The organism is Micromonospora sp. WMMC250 (genome assembly GCF_027460215.1).
Lineage (GTDB): Bacteria > Actinomycetota > Actinomycetes > Mycobacteriales > Micromonosporaceae > Micromonospora > Micromonospora taraxaci.
The window spans coordinates 5,276,410-5,294,415 of sequence record NZ_JAPZBJ010000002.1 but is presented as its reverse complement, the minus strand read 5'-3'; the positions used below and the strand labels follow the sequence as shown (position 1 = coordinate 5,294,415).

Sequence of the window (18,006 nt, the reverse complement as noted above, 5' to 3'; positions counted from 1 at the left end):
GCGTCAGGTGGTAGCGCTGACCAGGATCTTGTCCTTGCCGGTCTTGTCCTTGCTGTTCTTCTTCATCGCGGCCTCGAACATCTTGCGCCAGCTCGTCACCTGCGGGTGACGACGCAGCAGCGCCCGCCGTTCGCGTTCGGTCATGCCACCCCACACACCGAACTCGATCCGGTTGTCCAGCGCGTCGGCCAGGCACTCGTACCGAACTGGGCAGCTCCGGCAGATCCGCTTCGCCACGTTCTGTTCGGCGCCCTGTACGAACAACGCGTCCGGGTCCCCGTTCTGACATGCCGCCAGTGACGGCCAGTCAGTGATCATGCCCATGTGTACACGTCCCCCCTTGCAGTACCTACCGACCTCGTCGATGCACGTCAGCCGGCAATTCCCCCCGATCGCCCGGCCTGCCTTCCCCAAGGCGGCGCGGACGACATGTGGCCTTGTCGCCGCCCCCATCATGCTCTGTAGTCGACCGATTACGCAACGTTGTCGGCGAAATCCATCATTCCGGACACTCCCGGCTTCCCGGGCCTTCGACCGCCGGTTACCCCGCCGAGGTCGGCGATAACGCTGCGCCGCCTCCCTGAATCGGAGGAGACTCACGCCAGGTCACACGCAACCAAGCACCGGGGGTCGTGCGTTTAGCACAACGAGGGCAGCGCGCGCAGGAAATGGGGAAAGAACGCCCCAGCGCCCCTCGTTCCCTACTCGCGTACCCTGTCGAGGTGACCTGGATGCGGAAACGTGACCACAATGTGCTGACCAACGCCGCATCGCTACTCGTGTGTGGCCTGTTGGCCGGCGTGGTGGTCGCTGCGGCGGCCTTCCCCGCAGTGGCGATGTCCGGCTTGGCCGCAAAGGCCGGCGCCGAGACATTCGGCGCCCTGCCCACGGAGCTGACGGTGGCCCGCGCGCCACAGATCAGCTACCTGTTGGCCTCGGACGGCAAGACACCGCTCGCGACCATGTACGACGAGAACCGTCGCGACGTGAAGTTCGACGACATCTCGCCGTTCATGCGGAAGGCGATCATCGCGGCCGAGGACCACGACTTCTACAAGCACAACGGCGTCGACATCAACGGTGTCGCCCGCGCGTTCGTCAACAACCAGAGCGAAGGCTCCGGCCGGCAAGGCGCTTCGACGCTGACCATGCAGTACGTCCGGCTGGCCATCGCCTACTCGGCCACCCACCCGGCCGACGTGGTCGCGGCGACCGAGGACACCAGCGCCCGCAAGCTCCGTGAGATGCGGCTGGCCCTCCAGGTCGACAAGGAATTCTCCAAGGACGAGATCCTCACCCGCTACCTCAACCTCGCCTCGTTCGGTAACGGCGCGTACGGCATCTTCGCCGCCAGCCAGGTCTACTTCGGCAAGCCGCCGAGCAAGCTGAAGATCGAGGAAGCGGCGCTGCTGGCCGGCATGGTCAAGGCACCGACGACGAACGACCCGACCACCAAGGCCGGCTACCCGCTCGCTCTGGACCGCCGCGACTACGTCATCCAGAACATGGTCGAGATCAATGCCATCACCCAGCAGGAGGCCGACGCGGCCAAGGCCGTCAAGCTCGAGGTGAAGGACAAGCGCACCCCCAACGGGTGCGTCTCCGCCAACGTCAACAGCTGGGGCTTCTTCTGCGACTTCTTCTACCGCTGGTGGATGCAGCAGGAGACGTTCGGCTCGACCACGTACGACCGCGAGCGGCGCCTGAAGAGCGGCGGCTACACCGTCGTCACCTCGATCGACGTCCAGGCGCAGAGGGCCGCGGACAAGGCGGTCCGCAAGGCCAAGAGCGAGAACAGCAAGGAAGCCGCCATGGTGGCGGTGGTCGAGCCGGGCACCGGGCGGGTACGGGCGCTCGCGGTGAACCGGCAGTTCAAGCTGGACGACCCGAAGAACCCGAAGAACAAGATCTCCAGCGATCCGGCGAAGAGCAAGAAGAAGATCCGGGGCAACTACCCGGCCACGGTGAACCCGCTGCTCACCGGTGGCGACGGCATCACCGGCTACCAGGCCGGGTCGACGTTCAAGATGTTCACCATCGTCGCGGCGTTGGAGAAGGGCATCCCGCTCAGCTACAACATCAACGCGCCGAAGCAGTTCAAGTCGGAATACATCATCCGGCCTGGCCCGGCCGCCTGCCCGGGCACTAGCTTCTACTGCCCCACCAACTCCACCGAGAGCATGGCCGGCCCGCACAACATGTGGAGCGCGTTCGGCCGCTCGGTCAACACCTACTTCGTGCCGCTGCAGCAGCAGGTCGGTGCGGAGAACGTGGTCAAGGCCGCGAAGCGGCTGGGCATCAACTTCCGGTCCCAGGAAGACCTGGACCTGGAGAAGGGTGCGCACCAGTGGGGCGCGTTCACCCTCGGCGTCTCGCAGACCACCCCGCTCGACCTGGCCAACGCGTACGCCACTCTGGCCGCCGACGGCAAGTACTGCGAACCGATCCCGGTGCAGGAGATCCGCGACCCGGAGGGCAACAAGCTGGACATCGCCAACCCGCGATGCGAGAAGCGGTTCAGCACCGACGTGGCCCGCGCCGCGGTGGACGCCGCCCGGTGCCCGGTCGGTGACAAGTCGTCGTCCTCGAAGTGCGCGGGTGCCACCGCTGGCAACGTGCGCAGCGACGTCGGTTACCCGGTGGCCGGCAAGTCCGGCACCACGGACTCGGAGAAGACCGCCGCCCTGGTCGCGATGACCAAGCAGTACTCGGTGGCGGGCATCATGGCCGACCCGGACTGGCCGCAGACGAACGTCAAGATGAAGCACGCGGAGAAGGACGGCATCAACCCGCCGGTGTGGGAGACGCTGCGGGACGCCATGAAGGGCAAGCCGAAGATCAACTTCGAGCCGCCCGGCCAGAAGATCTCCGAGGGCGACCAGCGCAGCATCCCCGACGTGAAGTGCATCTCGGTGGACCAGGCGAAGTCGCGACTCAAGGGCGCCGGCTTCGAACCGGTCGTCTCCAGCACGAAGGTCCCCTCCTCGTGCAAGGCCGGCGACGCCGCCGGCACCAGCCCGGACGGTCGCACGATCAAGGGTGGCCTGGTCACCATCCAGGTCAGCAGCGGCGGCGGCGCGCCGGGCAACACCGACGGCACGCCGGGCAACCCGCCCGGCAACCAGCCCGGTGGTCGACCCGGCGGTCGTCCCGGCGGCTGACGCGACGAGTAGACACGAACGGGCGGGCACCCACTTCGGGTGCCCGCCCGTTCCGTCTGCCAGCCCAGCGGCGCGCCGGCGATGGATTCGCTGGGTCAGAGACCGAGCTGTCGGCGTACCTCAGCGGCCACCCGGCCACCCTCGGCCCGGCCCGCCACCGCGGCCTGGGCCGCCTTCATCGCCGGGCCCATCTGGTTCTTACCGGTGAAGCCGCCCGCGGCGAGCGCCCCCGACACCAGCTCGGCCAGCTCGGCGTCCGGGAGCTGCTTGGGCAGGTAGCGGTCCAACACCTCCCCCTCGGCGGTCTCCTTCGCGGCCTGCTCGGCCCGGCCGGCGTCGGCGAACGCGGTGGCGGCCTCCCGACGCTTCTTGGCCTCCTTGGTCAGCACCGCGAGCACCTCGTCGTCGGTGAGGTCGCGCTTGGCCTTGCCGGCGACCTCGGCGTTGCCGACGGCGGCCAGGGCCATCCGCAGCGTGGAGGTGGTCAGCTCGTCGCGCGCCTTGAGCGCGGAACGCATGTCGGCGGTGAGGCGGTCCTTCAGCGTGCTCATGGACGGTCAAACTACCCTGAACGCCATGCGAAAGCGCACACTATTCCGGCTTGCCGCCGGAACCGCCACGGTCGGCGCGGCCACCCTCGCGTACGCGTCGCTCATCGAGCGCAACATGTTCACACTGCGGCGGTACGACGTGCCGGTGCTCCCGGCCGACGCCGAACCGCTGCGTGTGCTGCACCTGTCCGACCTGCACATGATGCCCGACCAGGCGCGCAAGCAGCGCTGGGTGGCGTCGCTGGCCGCCCTCGACCCCGACCTGGTAGTGGTGACCGGCGACAACATGGCCCACCCGGGGGCGGTCCCCGGGGTGCTGCGGGCCCTCCAGCCACTGCTGGACTTCCCCGGCGCGTTCGTCTTCGGCTCCAACGACTACACCGGCCCGGTGTTGAAGAACCCGTTCACCTACTTCCTGCCCGACCGGGAGTACACCGAGGGCGTCGAGCTGCCCTACGAGGAGCTTCGCCAGGTCTTCACCGGCGCCGGTTGGGTCGACCTCAACAACGCCCGGACCATGCTGAAGGCCGGCGGTCGGCAACTCGACCTGGTCGGCGTGGACGACCCCCACATCGACCGGGACGACTACCCGGCCGTGGCCGGCGCGGTCTCGTCCTCGGCCGACCTGTCCATTGCTGTCACGCACTCCCCCGAACCACGGGTGCTGGACCAGATGGCCGCCGACGACTTCGGGCTGCTGCTGGCCGGGCACACCCACGGCGGCCAGGTCTGCCTACCGGGCTACGGGGCGCTGGTGACCAACTGCGGCCTACCCCGCTCGATGGCGCGCGGTCTGCACCGGTGGCCGGGCTCGGACTCCTGGCTGCACGTCTCCGCCGGCCTGGGCACCCACCCCACCGCCCCGGTCCGCTTCGCCTGCCCCCCGGAGGCAAGCATCCTGACCCTCATCCCCCGCTGACCCACGCCGCCCCACGCCGCGCTCGCGGGGCCCGGCTCAAGATCCGCGCAACATCGGGGATGTTGCTGCCTCGGCGCGTTCTGAGGCAGCAACATCGGCGACAGTGTGCGGATCTTGGGCATTGCGGCGGGGCGCGCGGGGCGGCGGGGGTACCGAGTTTGACCATCGGACCGGGTGGGCTACTATTTGTCGGCACGCCTCGGGGTGTGGCGCAGCTTGGTAGCGCGCTTCGTTCGGGACGAAGAGGTCGTCGGTTCGAATCCGGCCACCCCGACCAGAGGTAAGTACAGGTCAAGGCCCCTCCACCGAGGGGCCTTGATTCGTTTCCAGGGCTCATCCCTCATCCCGAGGCAGCTAACGGTCGCACCCCGACCGGCAGGCCTCCAGGTCGGGAGACGGACACCCCGTCGGCGAGCCGCGGCGCCTGACGCGTCAGGAAGCCGCGTCAGGCGTCGTTTCCGCTGGTCCCGGTCGCGCCTTGTGCCGCCAATATAGGTGTTTCTACCGATCCCTGGAGGTGCTGCCACACCTAGCGTCGGTGGCACGAAGAGCCGTCCAAGGGAGACCACCGATGACCACCGCACTCGACCTCACCGCCGTGAAGGCACGCCAGCAGGTGACCTGGGCCAGCGGCGACTACGGCGCTGTCGCCGCCCTCATCCACCCGATCGCCGAGTTGCTGGTGACCGCGGCCGACCTGTCGGCGGGCGCTCGGGTGCTGGACGTGGCGACCGGCACCGGCAACGCGGCCATCGCCGCCGCCCGTTGCGGCTGCGTGGTGACCGGCGTCGACTACGTACCCGAACTGTTGGCCAGGGGTCAGGTGCGGGCCGAGGCGGAGCGCCTCCCGGTCACGTTCGTGACCGGGGACGCCGAACGTCTGGCGTACGTCGACGGTGCCTTCGACGCGGTGCTCTCCGTCGTCGGCGTGATGTTCGCTCCGAACCAGGAGCGGGCGGCGGCCGAGTTGGTCCGGGTCTGCCGGCCGGGCGGCACGGTGGCATTGGCGTCGTGGACGCCTCAGGGTTTCATCGGCGAGTTGTTCCGCACTGTGGGGCGGCACGTGCCGCCACCGGCGGGTCTGCGCCCGCCGGTGCAGTGGGGCGACGAGGGCCGGGTCCGCGAGTTGCTCGGCGGGTCCGTGGGCGACCTGCGGGCGGTACGCCGGGAGTTCGTCTTCCGCTTCGGCACTCCGGAGGAGTTCGCTCTCTTCTTCCGGGGCAACTACGGCCCGACGTTGAAGGCGTTCGAGGCGCTGCCCGAGGAGCGACGCGCCGAACTGCACGCCGACCTGGTGCAGCTGGCCCGTACGCAGAACCGGGCCACCGACGGGACGGTGCGGATCCCGGCCGAGTACCTGGAGGTAGTGGCCGAGCGGACGGCGTGAGGGCGACCGCCCCTCGCCCGTCGCGGGCGAGGGGCGGCACGGGCTCAGGCGGCGGGGATGAAGTAGCCCGCCTGGTCGACGACCACGTGGCTACTGCCGGAACTGTTGTTGTACAGGGAGATCCTCGCCTCGCGGGTCTTGATCACCGCGAGGTTCGAGGCCGTCTCGCCGGCGACGAAGTTGACGTTCGAGGCGGTGGGTCGTGCCGTCCGCGAGGGGAAAGCCGTGAGAACGCCGGCGGTGGTCGGGGCGGTGACGGTCAGGTTGGCTACGACCGCGGCGGGGGCGGGGCAGTCCGACCCGCATCCGCCGCCGTCGAACGCCGCGTAGTACCAGGCTTCGACGCTCGCCACCGCCTGCTTCTCCAGTGGGCCGGCGGCGCGATCGATCAGGCCGTCGCCGGTGCGGCTGTCGGCGATCCGGGATGGCCCGTACGGCACGTAGGTCTGCGTCGCCCCGGAGGCTGCGGAGCCGAAGTAGCCGGCCAGGTCGGCGACGACGTGGGTGGTGCCGGAGCTGACGTTGCGGATCGCGACCCTGCCGCCCACGACCCGCACGGTGACCAGGTTGGGGATCGTCTGTCCCGCCACGAAGTTCAGGTTGGACGCCACCGGCACCGGCGTACCGTCCGGGTAGACGGTGAGCACCCCGGCGGTCGTCGGCTGGGTGACAGTGACGTTGAGGATCGCGGCGGTCGCGTCGGCGGGGAGGACGCCGGAGAGGTCGACGTGCAGGTCGGCGTTCGGGGCGACCGGACCTGCCGAGCGGGTGTCCAGCACCCGCGTCGGTACGAGTGGCGCGAAGCCCGAGCCGTGGGCGCTGTAGTAGCCCTGGAGATCGGCGACCAGGTGGATCGTGCCCCCGCTGGCGTTCTCCAGGTAGATCCGGCCGTCGCGCACCGGCACGGTGACCAGATTCGGCACGGTCTCGTTGGCCACGAAGTTGACGCTCGACGTGGTGGTGGGCGTGCCGGCGTCGGGGTAGACCTTCACGAACCCGGCGGTGGTGGGGGCGGTGACGGTGACGTTCAGGACGATCGAGCTGATGTCGGCGGCCGGAACGCCACCCACCTGGGGCAGGTCGAGGGTCACCCGGCCGCCGGCGGCGACCGGCACCGTGGTCGGAATGCCGAGGGCGGCGCGGGTGTCCAGCAGCCGCGTCGGCGCGACCGCCGTGTAGTGCGAGCCGGTCACCGTGCAGGCCTGATCAGTGCGTCCGACGCCGCCGTTCACACGACGGAATCCGTTCGGGCTGACGTAGTAGTCGACGCAGGCCACTCCCGCCCGGCGGTACGTGTGGCTGGCTCGCGGCGCGTCGGTGATGCGCGGGGCGGTCTGGTCGCCGAACCGGAACGCGTACCGGCCCTCTTCACGCTCGACCGGCCAACTGTGGCTCGGGGTGATGGTCGCCACCGTGTCCAGTGGGCCGCCGCCAGCCGCCCGCCGGATATCGATCGCACCGGGGTCCAACGTCCCCTGGCGCTCCCAGGCGCCTCGGTCCCGATAACCACTGCCCGTGCCGGTGTTGGCGACCGCCGGGTCGTCGCTGTAGGGGTTGCCCAGGATGTCACTCGGCAGGGCACCCGGGGCGGAGCCGTCCGCCGAGTCGATGGCGGGAGATCCCGGCCGGAGCGTGATCCAGCTCCGCCAGTAGTTGATGTCGACGATGTCGATCCCCGGGTTTGTCGTCAGGTCGTCGACACCCTGGCCGGTGGCCGCGACGAAGCTGTCCCGGATGGTGTGGGCGGTGCCGCCCCAGACGTAGAACGGGCCGCCACTGACCGGATCGATCAGGTTGTGGTCGACGACGCTGCGGGCGGTCGACCCGGCGGCCACGGTGATCGCGGCGGCGGCGGCCGGCTCGGCGCAGGCCTGCCTGACGCTGCCGGCCGTCGCGATGATGTTGTTGCGGATGCTCGCGCCCGGCGAGTCGCCGGCCACGTCGATCCCTTTTCCACAGGTGGTGATGATGGTGTTGCCGGTGACCACGGTGTCCGGGGCGTCGGTGACGACCATCCCGGCACGGCTGTAGCCCTGGTTGCCGACGACGACCGCGTTGACGGTGTCGGCCCCGACGGCCACCACGGGCCCGCCGCCGATCAGGAACCATTGGCGGCTGACCGTCACGTCGCGGGATCCCCCGGTGATCCGCACGCCCTCGGACACTGTCGCACCCCGTATGCCGTTGCCGTCGATGGTGACCCGGGTCGAGCCGTCCACCGTCACCGCGGGCGCTCCGCTCACGCCCTCCACCACGAAGTCCCGCAGGGCCACATCGTGCACGCCGGCGACGATGACGACGCTGCCGGTGGTCGGCCCCGCCATGGATCGGACCTTGCCGATGCGTACGTCTCCCCGGACCGCCGAGGCGCGGAACGTGATCGGTGCCTCGGGCGTACCGGAACGCGTCATCGTCAGCACCTCCTCGTAGTGCCCCGGCTCGACGAGGACGGTCTGTCCCGGTTGGACCACGGCCGCCGCCGCGGAGATCGTGCAGAACGGGTCGCTGCTGCTGCCGGTGCCGCCGCTGGCGGAGCAGCGGTTCTGGTCCACGGACAGCTCGGTCGGCAGGACGGCTTGGGCGGCCGGCTGGACGGTCACGGGCACCGCGGCACGAGCGGGCACGGCGGCACGCGCCGCCGGCCCGGCCAGGCCTCCGGCACCCAGGACAAGGGGTACGACGAGCAACCCGGCGAACCAGCGACCATTCATGGACCATCCCCGTCGTCTGTCGATCATGATCAGGCCGGAGACTACCGGCATTGCCCGGCCGGTCACGTCAGTCGATCGGTCACCGTCGCCGGAACGGCCGGAGCCGGCACCATCACGTGGTGCCGGCTCCGGATCGGTTCGGTCAGGGGGTGGTGGCGATGAAGTGGCCCGCCTGGTCGACGACCACATCCGTGCTGCCACCGCTGTTGTTGGTCACCGTCACGGAACCGTCGGCGCCCACTCGCACCACCGCGGCGTTCGACGCCGTCTCCCCGGCCACGAAGTTGACGTTCGAGGCGGCGGGCGGCGCCTCACCCTTGGGCTGTGCGATGAGGACACCCGCTGCGGTCGGCCCGGTGACCGTCAGGTTGGCGACCAGCGCGGTCGGCTTCGGCGTCGTGTCGTTGCCGTTCGGGTCGAGGTAGGGCACCGGAAGGTTGAGCGACGAGAACGGCGCCAGCCTGCTTCCGCCGTTCCCGGACCGGGTGTCGAGGATCCGCCGGGGGCCGTACGGAACGAAGCCGTCGGTGGCGCCGCTGCCGTACCAACCGGCCAGGTCCGCGAGCACGTGGGTGGTGCCGGAGCTGACGTTCTGGATGACGAGCCGGCCGTTCACCACCGGCACCGTCACCAGGTTGGGGATGGTCTGGCCGGTGACGAAGTTCAGGTTGGACGCCGTCGGCACTGACGAACCGGCCGGGTACACGGTGAGAACCCCGTTCGCCGTCGGCTGGGTGGCCGTCACGTTCAGCACGACGGCCTTGGCACCCGACGGCACCCTCCCGGAGAGATCCAGCACCCGGTAGCTGTTGGCGGGGACCGGCGCGCCTCCGTTGGCCCGAGTGTCCAGCACGCGGGTCGGCGCCAGCGGCTTGAAGCCGTCACCGAGACCGGAGTAGAAGCCCTGCAGGTCGACGACGACGTGCACCGTCCCGCCGGCGTTGTTACGGATGCGCAGGTTGCCGTTGGACATGGGCACCGTGACCTGGTTCGGCACGGTCTCGCCGGGAACGAAGTTGACGCTCGACCCCTGGGGCGTCGTCGTGCCGTCGGGGTAGACGCTGAGGTATCCGGCGGTCGCTGGCTGGGTGGCCGTCACATTGAGGACCACCGCCGTGATGTTCGAGGCCGAGACGCCATTGATCGACATGACCGGCAGGACGATCTCCGAGTTGGCCGCGATGGGAACGGTGGTGCTGATCCCGACGGCGGAGCGGGTGTCCAGCAGACGGGTCGGCGCCACCGGGGTGAACATCGCGCCGAGGACCGCGCAGTCTCCACCCAACGGCTCGAGCACGCTCGGCGGGAGCACCCGGAAGTTGTCGAACCGGACGTCGTTGTTCACACATGCGGAACCGGCGCGCTGGAGTTGGCGATCAGCGGGCTCGATCGGGCCCACCCGGTAGAACCGATCGTTGGTGAAGATGCGGGCCACCTTGCCCACCGGACCATCGGTGGGCCACGCGTGATTGACCGTCAGGGGTGAGGTGTAGTCCAGCGAAGAACCGCCGGGCTTGCTCTGGACCCCGTACCCGCTCACTGTCCGGCCACCCTGGAGTTCAACAGCTCCCCGGTCGTGATACCCGTTGCCAGTGCCGGTGTTGGCCACGGTCGGTGCGTCGGCGTGTGCGTTGTCCAGCAGGTCGGTGCGGGCGACCCCGGGTGCCGTCGCGTCGGCGGAGTCGACCGCCGGCGACGCGGCGGTCAACGGGAACCAGCCACGCTCGGTGCCCAACTGCTCGCCCAGCAGGACCGGGGCCAGGATGTCGTGACCGCCCTGACCGGTCGCCGCCTGAAACGACGCCAGGTCGGCGTGATCGGTGTCGCCCCACCGGTAGACAGCCCCGCCACTGGCCGGGTCGACCAGGTTGTAGTCGGCCGCCGTGCCTGCGGTGGCGGCGGTGGAGACCGAGATCGCGGGTGCGGTCGTCGGGTCGGCGCAGGTTCCCGGCGATGGGACGGGCCCGGAACCGGTACGCAGGATGTTGTTCCGGATGCTCGCGCCGGTCGAGGCACCGGCCAGCACGATCCCGGTCGCGCAGTCGGTCACCACGGTGTTGCCGGTGATCCGGGCTCCCGGGGCGTCGGTCACGGCGACCCGGGTCTTGAAGAAGGTGCTGGCGGTGACCACCGCGCCGGTGACACCCGCCTCGACGGCCACGCCGGTGCCGGAGCCGGAGAACCAGCCCCGACTGACCGTGACAGCGCTGGACGAGCTTGTCACCCGGACGGCGGGCAGGGAGCCCACGCCAGCGGCGATACCGTCCACGGTGACCCGCTGGGCCCCGCTGATCAGAACCGGCACCGCATCGCTCCGGCCGATGAGCGTGAAGCCCTCGACCACGACGTCATGCACGCCGGAGATCGTCAGCGGCGTACCGCTGAGCGTGTAGTGACCGAGACGGACGATGCCCCGCGAGGTGTTGACCGCACGCACGATGATCGGCGCGGACTCGGTGCCGGACCGCGTGACAGTCACATTCTCCGCGTAGTCCCCCGGCTGCACGAGCACCGTCTGACCCGGCTGGGCGACCGCCAGAGCGGCGCCGATCGTGCAGTAGGGCGCGGCCTCGCTGCCGTCGCCGGCCGGCTTGCAGTTGGACCGGCTGACGTACACCTCGGTGCCGGCGCTCGCGGCCCTGGCCGCGGCTGGCGCGGGCGCCGCCACCGCCGGCCCGGCGGGCCCGACCAGGCCCACACCCGCCAGCAGCGGTACGACCGCAAGCCGCATTGAACTGTGTCTTCTCATCAACTGTCCCCCGTGGAAGTCGAGCGAATCTCGACGCAGCCTATATTCACCTCTGTCGTGCCGGCTGTCCCGTTACCCGCGGAGATGGTGCAGAACGGGGCTGTCAGGCTGCCGTCACCGCCCGTCACGCATCTCGTGTTGCTGACGTGCAACTCGGCTCCGACGGCAGCCGGCACCTGCGCGGCAAGGGCACCAGGTGCCGCCCGCGCGGGCACCCCCGGGACCGCGCCGACGGTCAGGGGCACGAGTGCGAACCGCGCCAGCACAGCGGTCCTCATCAACCATGCCCTACCATCTGGATCTTTCGGATCATGAGCTTGAGGCGGCGTACATCAATGGGTGTGACGCCGACCGAACGGCACGGCCGTCCATCGCCGAGACGATGGACGGCCGTGAAACCGGTGCGTTGCAGTCAGGACGCGGCGGCGATGAAGTAGCCCGCCTGGTCGACGATGACGTGCGACGTACCCCCGCTGTTGTGGAAGAGGTCGACGCCCGAGCCCACCGCGACCACCGCAGCGTTCGACGCTGTCTCGCCGGCGACGAAGTTGACGTTCGAGGCGGTGGGGCGCGGCCCGCCGCCCGGGTGCACGGTGAGCACGCCCGGCGTGGTCGGCGCGGTGACTGTCACGTTCCCCAGCAGGGCGGTCGGGGCGGGGCAGGCCGGGTTGCAGGTCGCCTCGCTGCGGAACGGTGCGAACCGGATGGTCTCGCGGGCAGCGAGCGGAGCCGGGGTACGGCCGGGAAGCCCGACGCTGTACCGGGAGTCAACGATCCGCTTCGGTGTCATCGGTACGAACGTCTGGGTGGCCTCCGGACTGAACCAGCCGGCCAGGTCCGCGACCACGTGGGTGGTGCCGGAGCTGTTGTTGAAGATGTTGATCTCACCGTTCGACAGCTGAACGGTGACCAGGTTGGGGATGGTCTGCCCGGCGACGAAGTTGAGGCTGGACGCGGCCGGCGCCACCGAGCCGTACGGGTAGACCGTGAGCACACCGCTGGTGGTCGGCGCGGTGACCGTCACGGAGAGGACGACCGCGGTCGCGGTGGCGGGCACCCGGCCGGAGAAGTCGAGGGTTCGGGTGCCCTTGGCCGGGATCGGGGCTCCCCCGCTGTCCCGCGTGTCCAGAACCCGCGTCGGTGGCACCGACGCGAAGCCGGAACCGGTCGCGGCGTAGAAGCCCTGGAGGTCGGCGATCAGGTGGACGGTTCCCGAGCCGGCGTTGCGCAACATCACCGACCCGTTGCGGACCGGCACGGTGACCTGGTTCGGCACCGTCTCCCCGGCGACGAAGTTGACGCTTGACGCACCACTCGATTCGCCGCCCGGAGAGACACTGATGTAGCCGGCGGAGGTCGGCTGGGTCACCGTCACGTTGAGCACGACAGCGCTGATGTCCGTGTCCGGGACACCGCCGATGATGCCGATCGGCAGTTCGATCGTTCCGAAGCCCGCCACCGGCCCGGCGGTGGACACACCGATCGGTGCCCGGGTGTCCAGCACCCGGGTCGGGGGGATCGGTACGTAACGCGCGCCGACCTGGGTGCAGACAGGCGCTTCGTACTCCTTGGGCAGTCGGAAATCGGTCTGGGACACCTGCACCTGCACGCAGGCGTCACCGGCTCGCCGCAGCGTGTACTCGGCGGTCGCGGAGTCGGTGACCCGCCAGAACCGCTGACCGGTCAGGTAGTAGGCGTACTGGGACCGCTCCCGCTCGACGGGCCAGGCGGAGTGCGCGCCCGACCGGGCGACCACGTCGAACGGGCCTGCGCCGACCTTGCGCTCGACGCGTAGCGGGTCCTGGGTGACCGGTCCCCGAGCCTCTACCGCGCCCCGGTCGCGGTATCCGCTGCCGGTGCCGGTGTTCACGACGGCTGGATCGTCGGCGAACGACCCGTCGAGCATGTCGGTGTCCAGGCCACCGGGGGCGTTCGCGTCAGCCGAGTCCCGCGCGGGCGAGCCGTCCCTGGTCTCGAGGTAACCCCGGTCCATTCCGCTCACCCAGGCGATCTTCGGATCGGCCGAGAGGTCGTGGGTGCCCTGCCCGGTCGCGGCGACGAACGAGGCGAGGGTCGGGTGATCGGTGCCCGCCCAGCTGTAGGGAACCCCACCGCTGGTCGGGTCGAACAGGTTGTAGTCGGTGCTGCTGCCCACCGCCGACTCGGCGGACACCCGGATGCCGACGGCGTCCGCCGGAGTTGTGCAGACATGGCGCCGGCGGGTCGTGACGACGATGTTGTTGCGGATCGAGGCACCCGGTGAACGCCCGGCCAGTTGAATGCCCTGCCGGCACTCGACATGGAAGGTGTTGCCGGTGATCGTGATCCGTGGAGCGTCCGCTGCCGCCAGTCCGGAGTAGTCGAGCTGGTTCCCGGTGACCGTCGTGTCGGTGACGCCCGGCTCGATGGTCACGGACGAGCCGTGCGTGTTGTAGACGAAGTTACGGCTCAGCGTCACCCGGTTCGACGCACCGCTGATCCGTACCCCGTTGGGGCCGTAGGCACCGGTCTCGACGGTCAGCTTGTCGAGGCGGACCCGCTGGGAATCCCGCACCGTGACGACGTCGGCGTAGGGGGCCCCGAACACGACCAAGCCCTCCACCGTCACGTCGTGTACGCCAGTGAGGTCGAGGATGGTCCCGCTGACCGCTGCGGTGTTGTACCTGCCCACCCGGGCCATCTGCCAGTTAACGTTGACCGCGCGGAAGATGATCGGCGCCGACTCGGTGCCGGAACGGGTGAACCGGACGTTCTCCTGGTACTCCCCCGGGTGCACCAGAACCGTCTGGCCCGGGCCGGCCACCGCGGCCGCCTCGGAGATCGTGCAGAACGGCCGCTCCTCACTGCCGTCGCCGCCGCTGCTCTGACACCATTGCTCGCTGACGTGCAACTCATCGCCGGTCGCGACCGCCGTGAGCGGTGCGGCCGCAGGCGCTGCCGCCGTGAGCGGTGCGGCCGCAGGCGCTGCCGCCGTGAGCGGTGCGGCCGCAGGCGCTGCCGCGGCGGGCGTCGCGGGGCCCACCAGGGCCGCGCTGCCAATCAGTGGTACGAGCGCAAGTCGCGCCCAACGTCGGATGTCCATCGTGGCCCCCGTGCCGAAGTCGATCAGTCAAGCTCGCGGAGAATACCGTGATCAATACAAACGTGGATGTCCCCAGCTGGGTCGCTGGGCTGGCCGATCGGCTGGACTTCCGGGTCGATCGACGCGGCGGCCGGGCATCGGATCGATCCGATGCCCGGCCGCCGCTGAACGCCGCGCCTCAGTAGGCCGAGGCGATGAAGTATCCGGACTGGTCAGCGATGAGGTGAGCCGTACCGGAGCTGTTGTTGAAGACATCCACGTACCCGTCGGACTTCGACACGACCAGGTTGGAGGCGGTCTCCCCGGCCACGAAGTTCACGTTCGACGCGGTCGGCCTCGCCGCCCCGCGGGGGTACGCGGTCAACACGCCCGCCGCCACCGGCGCGGTGACGGTCAGGTTCAACACCCCGGCGGTCACCGGTGGACATTCCAGTCCGCACCAGTCGGCGGAGACCGGGGCACCACCGACGGCGAATGCGGGGAACGGGCCGGGGTGCAGCGTCCTGAGCCACCCGGAGTCGTCACGGGAGTCCGCAACCCGGCCCTCCGACGGCACGTAGGTCTGGTCCGCTCCCGACGCGGCCGAGCCGAAGTAGCCAGCCAGGTCGGCAACCACGTGGGTGGTCCCCGAACTGACGTTGCGGAACATCACCTTGCCCGCCGCCACCGGCACCACGACCAGGTTGGGGATGGTCTGTCGGGCCACGAAGTTCAGGTTCGACGCCAGCGGCGCCGGGGAACCATCCGGGTAGACGCTGAGGACACCAGCCGTCGTCGGTGCGGTGACGGTGACGTTGAGAATCGCGGCGGTGGCGTCCGCCGGCAGCTTCCCGGAGAGGTCCAGACGTCGCTCACCGTTCGCAGCCAGTGGGCCGCCGGTGCCGGTACGGGTGTCCAGCACCCGCGTCGGGTCGAGCGTCTTGAACCCGGAGCCCTGCCTGCTGTAGACGCCCTGCAGGTCGGCGAGCAGGTGGACGGTGCCGCCGCTGCGGTTGACCAGCCGGACCACTCCACCGTTCACCCTCGTCATCACCAGGTTCGGAACCGTCTCGTTGGCGACGAAGTTGACGCTCGACGAGCCGAGCTCGCCGGACGAACCACGAACGCTGATGAAGCCGGGCATGGTGGGCGCGGTGACGGTGAGGTTCAGCACCACGGCGGTGATGTCGGCCGCCGACACACCACTGACGGCCGGAATCGGCACTGTGACCTCGCCGTTGGCCGGCACCGGGGTGGTGGTGGCGGTGCCGATCCGCGACCGGGTGTCCAACAGCCGCGTCGGGGCGGATGGCGTGTACCGCGTGCCGACCCTGGTGCAAACGGTTTCATTCGTCGTCTCGGCCCACCGGAACCCGGTGTAGCTGATCGAGACATAGGCGCAGCCGATGCCAGCCTCCCGGAAGGATGAGTCCACCGAGCGGGCCGACGTGACAATCGGGTAGCGCTTCCCGTCAAACCGGTAGGAGATCGTGCCACCTTCTCCGTCCACCGGCCAGGCGAACTGCGGTGCCACAGTTGCCGTCACGGCGAACGAGTCGTCACCGGGCCTCTGCCGGAGGTCGTACTGCCCGTTCCCCGGGGAGCCCTGAGCCTCGACCGCGCCCCGGTCGTGGAATCCGTTGCCGGTGCCGGTGTTCGCGACGGCGGGGTTGTCGCTGTGCGGGTTGCCGAGCGTGTCGGTGCGCGTGACACCCGGCGCCAGGGCGTTCGCCGAGTCCACGGCCGGCGAGGTCGGATCGGCAGGGAAGAAGGTCCTCGGCCCTCCGCTCTTGTTCCCGCCGATCAGCGGGTCGGCGGTGATGTCGTGGCCGCCCTGCCCGGTCGCGGCCCGGAACGACGCCAGGTCGGAGTAGACCGTGCCCGCCCACTGATAGACGGGGCCGCCGCTGATCGGGTCGACCAGGTTGTAGTCGCTGACGGTTCCCGTGGCCGGCGCGGCGACCGCGATGGCGATGGCGTCCTGCGGCGTCTTGCAGGCGACGTGAAACAGGCTCGTGCGCACGATGTTGTTCTGAACCGAGAGCCCGGTCGAGTTGCCGACCACGTCGATGCCCCGCACACAGTTGGTGAGCACCGTGTTGTTGGTGACGACCGTGCCCGGAGCATCGGTGGCCAGCAGACCACCGAAGTGCAGCTGGTTGTTGACGACCACCGTCCCGCGGACACCCGGATCGATCCGGATGGCGGGAGCCGTCGAATGAGTCAGAAACGCCCGGCTGATGGTGACGTCGGCGGAGTTGCCGGTGACGTGCACGGCTGCCGGAGCACGATAGGCGCGCGCCGCGATGTCGTTGATGGTGACTCTCGTCGAGGCGTCGACCACGACGGGCACCACCGTGTCGGTCTCGTCCACGACGAAGCCCTCGACCACGACGTCGTGCACAGCGGTGAACCTGAATACCGTACCCACGACAGTCTCACCGAGGTTGCCGACGTTGACACGGCCACGATCGCTGTTGACGGCGCGGAAGGTGATCGGAGCGCCCTCGGTGCCCGACCGGGTCAGGGTCACCGATTCCGGGTAGTCGCCGGGCTGCACCAGCACCGTCTGACCGGGCTGCGCCACCGCTGCCGCCGCCGAAATCGTGCAGTACGGCGCCGCTTCGGTGCCGTCGGCGCCCGGCGTGCAGTCCTTGCCGCTCACGTAGAGCTCGTTCGCCGAACTGGCCGCGGCTCGGGCGACCGACTCGGGGGCCGCCGCCATCGCCGGCGCCGCCGGGCCCATCAGGCCCACACCAGCGAGCAGCGGTACGACCGCGAGCCCTGTCACTACTCGTCTGTCCATCACGCACCCCCGTGCAGAGTCGATCATGCGGGAGCGAGCGTAGCGCGACACCGACCGATGTGATCAGCTCCTATCGGTTGACCCCGTCGGCCGTTCGGTCGGAGCGGGTCAATCGTGCCGCTCGGTGCGCTCGATCTCGGTGAACGCCGCGCTCAGGTAGCCGTCGAGCGGCCGGCCCGTCACCGCCAGCAGGTCGGCCACGAGCAGTGGGGCGTGCCGGGCGAGCGCCGCCGGGCCGGGTGGCGAGTCGTCCTCGCCGGGGTCGTACACGCCGAGCGCCCCGGCCAGCAGGACCAGCACGACGTGCGGGTCGACGTCCGGTCGCCAGGGGGCCGCCGCCCGAACGCACCGCTCCAGCACCTGCCGCACGTCATCACCGTCCAGCCCGTCCGGATGGGTCGCCTCCAGCAGCAGCCGCACCACAGCGCCGAGCACCAGCCCCGAGCGTTCGGCCACGGCGAGCCGACCGGAAGCCACCTCGTACGCCTCGGTGTCCTGGTCCCTGGCGGCCTCGACCGCGTCGGTGGCGGCGCCGGCGATCTCGCGGGCGGATGCGGGCAGGTGTCGCCAGGTCACGCTCACCGGGCCAGCATGGCAGAGCGCCCCGACAGCCGCCGCCTGGGTAAACGGTTCGCACGATGTCGCACCCGGCGAACAGAAT

At 69.9% G+C, this 18,006-nt stretch carries 10 protein-coding genes and 1 tRNA gene; 4 read left to right on the top strand and 7 right to left on the bottom strand.

Annotated features, from left to right (window positions below; genetic code table 11):
* Positions 1-3: 3 nt before the first annotated feature.
* A complete protein-coding gene (locus tag O3438_RS23865; RefSeq protein WP_269681991.1) occupies positions 4-324 on the bottom strand; it encodes a WhiB family transcriptional regulator in 321 nt (106 codons plus the stop codon).
* A 407-nt stretch (positions 325-731) separates the two neighbouring features.
* Between O3438_RS23865 and O3438_RS23860 the strand changes: the two genes are divergently transcribed.
* Positions 732-3,161: a penicillin-binding protein gene (locus O3438_RS23860; RefSeq protein WP_269681990.1), complete on the top strand. Its 2,430-nt coding sequence runs from the start codon at positions 732-734 to the stop codon at positions 3,159-3,161.
* 95 nt (positions 3,162-3,256) lie between these two features.
* Here the strand turns inward: O3438_RS23860 and O3438_RS23855 are convergent, their stop codons facing one another.
* On the bottom strand, positions 3,257-3,712 hold the full coding sequence (locus O3438_RS23855; RefSeq protein WP_269681989.1) for a GatB/YqeY domain-containing protein: 456 nt from the start codon (positions 3,710-3,712) through the stop codon (positions 3,257-3,259).
* Between the two features lie 25 nt (positions 3,713-3,737).
* Between O3438_RS23855 and O3438_RS23850 the strand changes: the two genes are divergently transcribed.
* From O3438_RS23850 to O3438_RS23840, 3 genes are all read left to right on the top strand, one after another.
* On the top strand, positions 3,738-4,631 hold the full coding sequence (locus tag O3438_RS23850) for a metallophosphoesterase (RefSeq protein ID WP_269681988.1): 894 nt from the start codon (positions 3,738-3,740) through the stop codon (positions 4,629-4,631).
* A gap of 200 nt (positions 4,632-4,831) precedes the next feature.
* Positions 4,832-4,908: transfer RNA gene (locus O3438_RS23845), tRNA-Pro, on the top strand.
* A gap of 294 nt (positions 4,909-5,202) precedes the next feature.
* Entirely contained in the window at positions 5,203-6,018 is an 816-nt protein-coding gene (locus O3438_RS23840) for a class I SAM-dependent methyltransferase (protein ID WP_269681987.1), read from the top strand.
* 44 nt (positions 6,019-6,062) lie between these two features.
* Here the strand turns inward: O3438_RS23840 and O3438_RS23835 are convergent, their stop codons facing one another.
* The 5 genes from O3438_RS23835 to O3438_RS23815 all read right to left on the bottom strand — a co-directional run bounded on the left by O3438_RS23835 (position 6,063) and on the right by O3438_RS23815 (position 17,927).
* On the bottom strand, positions 6,063-8,729 hold the full coding sequence (locus O3438_RS23835; RefSeq protein WP_269681986.1) for a right-handed parallel beta-helix repeat-containing protein: 2,667 nt from the start codon (positions 8,727-8,729) through the stop codon (positions 6,063-6,065).
* Positions 8,730-8,871: 142 nt separating this feature from the next.
* The gene (locus O3438_RS23830) at positions 8,872-11,460 is read right to left on the bottom strand and encodes a NosD domain-containing protein (RefSeq protein WP_269681985.1); all 2,589 of its coding nucleotides are present in this window, start codon (positions 11,458-11,460) and stop codon (positions 8,872-8,874) included.
* Between the two features lie 430 nt (positions 11,461-11,890).
* Positions 11,891-14,560, bottom strand: a complete 2,670-nt coding sequence (locus O3438_RS23825; protein WP_269681984.1) for a right-handed parallel beta-helix repeat-containing protein — start codon at positions 14,558-14,560, stop codon at positions 11,891-11,893.
* Positions 14,561-14,738: 178 nt separating this feature from the next.
* Positions 14,739-17,345 (bottom strand): right-handed parallel beta-helix repeat-containing protein, encoded by a 2,607-nt coding sequence (locus O3438_RS23820; RefSeq protein ID WP_269681983.1) that lies wholly within the window; start codon positions 17,343-17,345, stop codon positions 14,739-14,741.
* 108 nt (positions 17,346-17,453) lie between these two features.
* Positions 17,454-17,927, bottom strand: a complete 474-nt coding sequence (locus O3438_RS23815; protein WP_269681982.1) for a hypothetical protein — start codon at positions 17,925-17,927, stop codon at positions 17,454-17,456.
* Positions 17,928-18,006 lie beyond the last annotated feature (79 nt).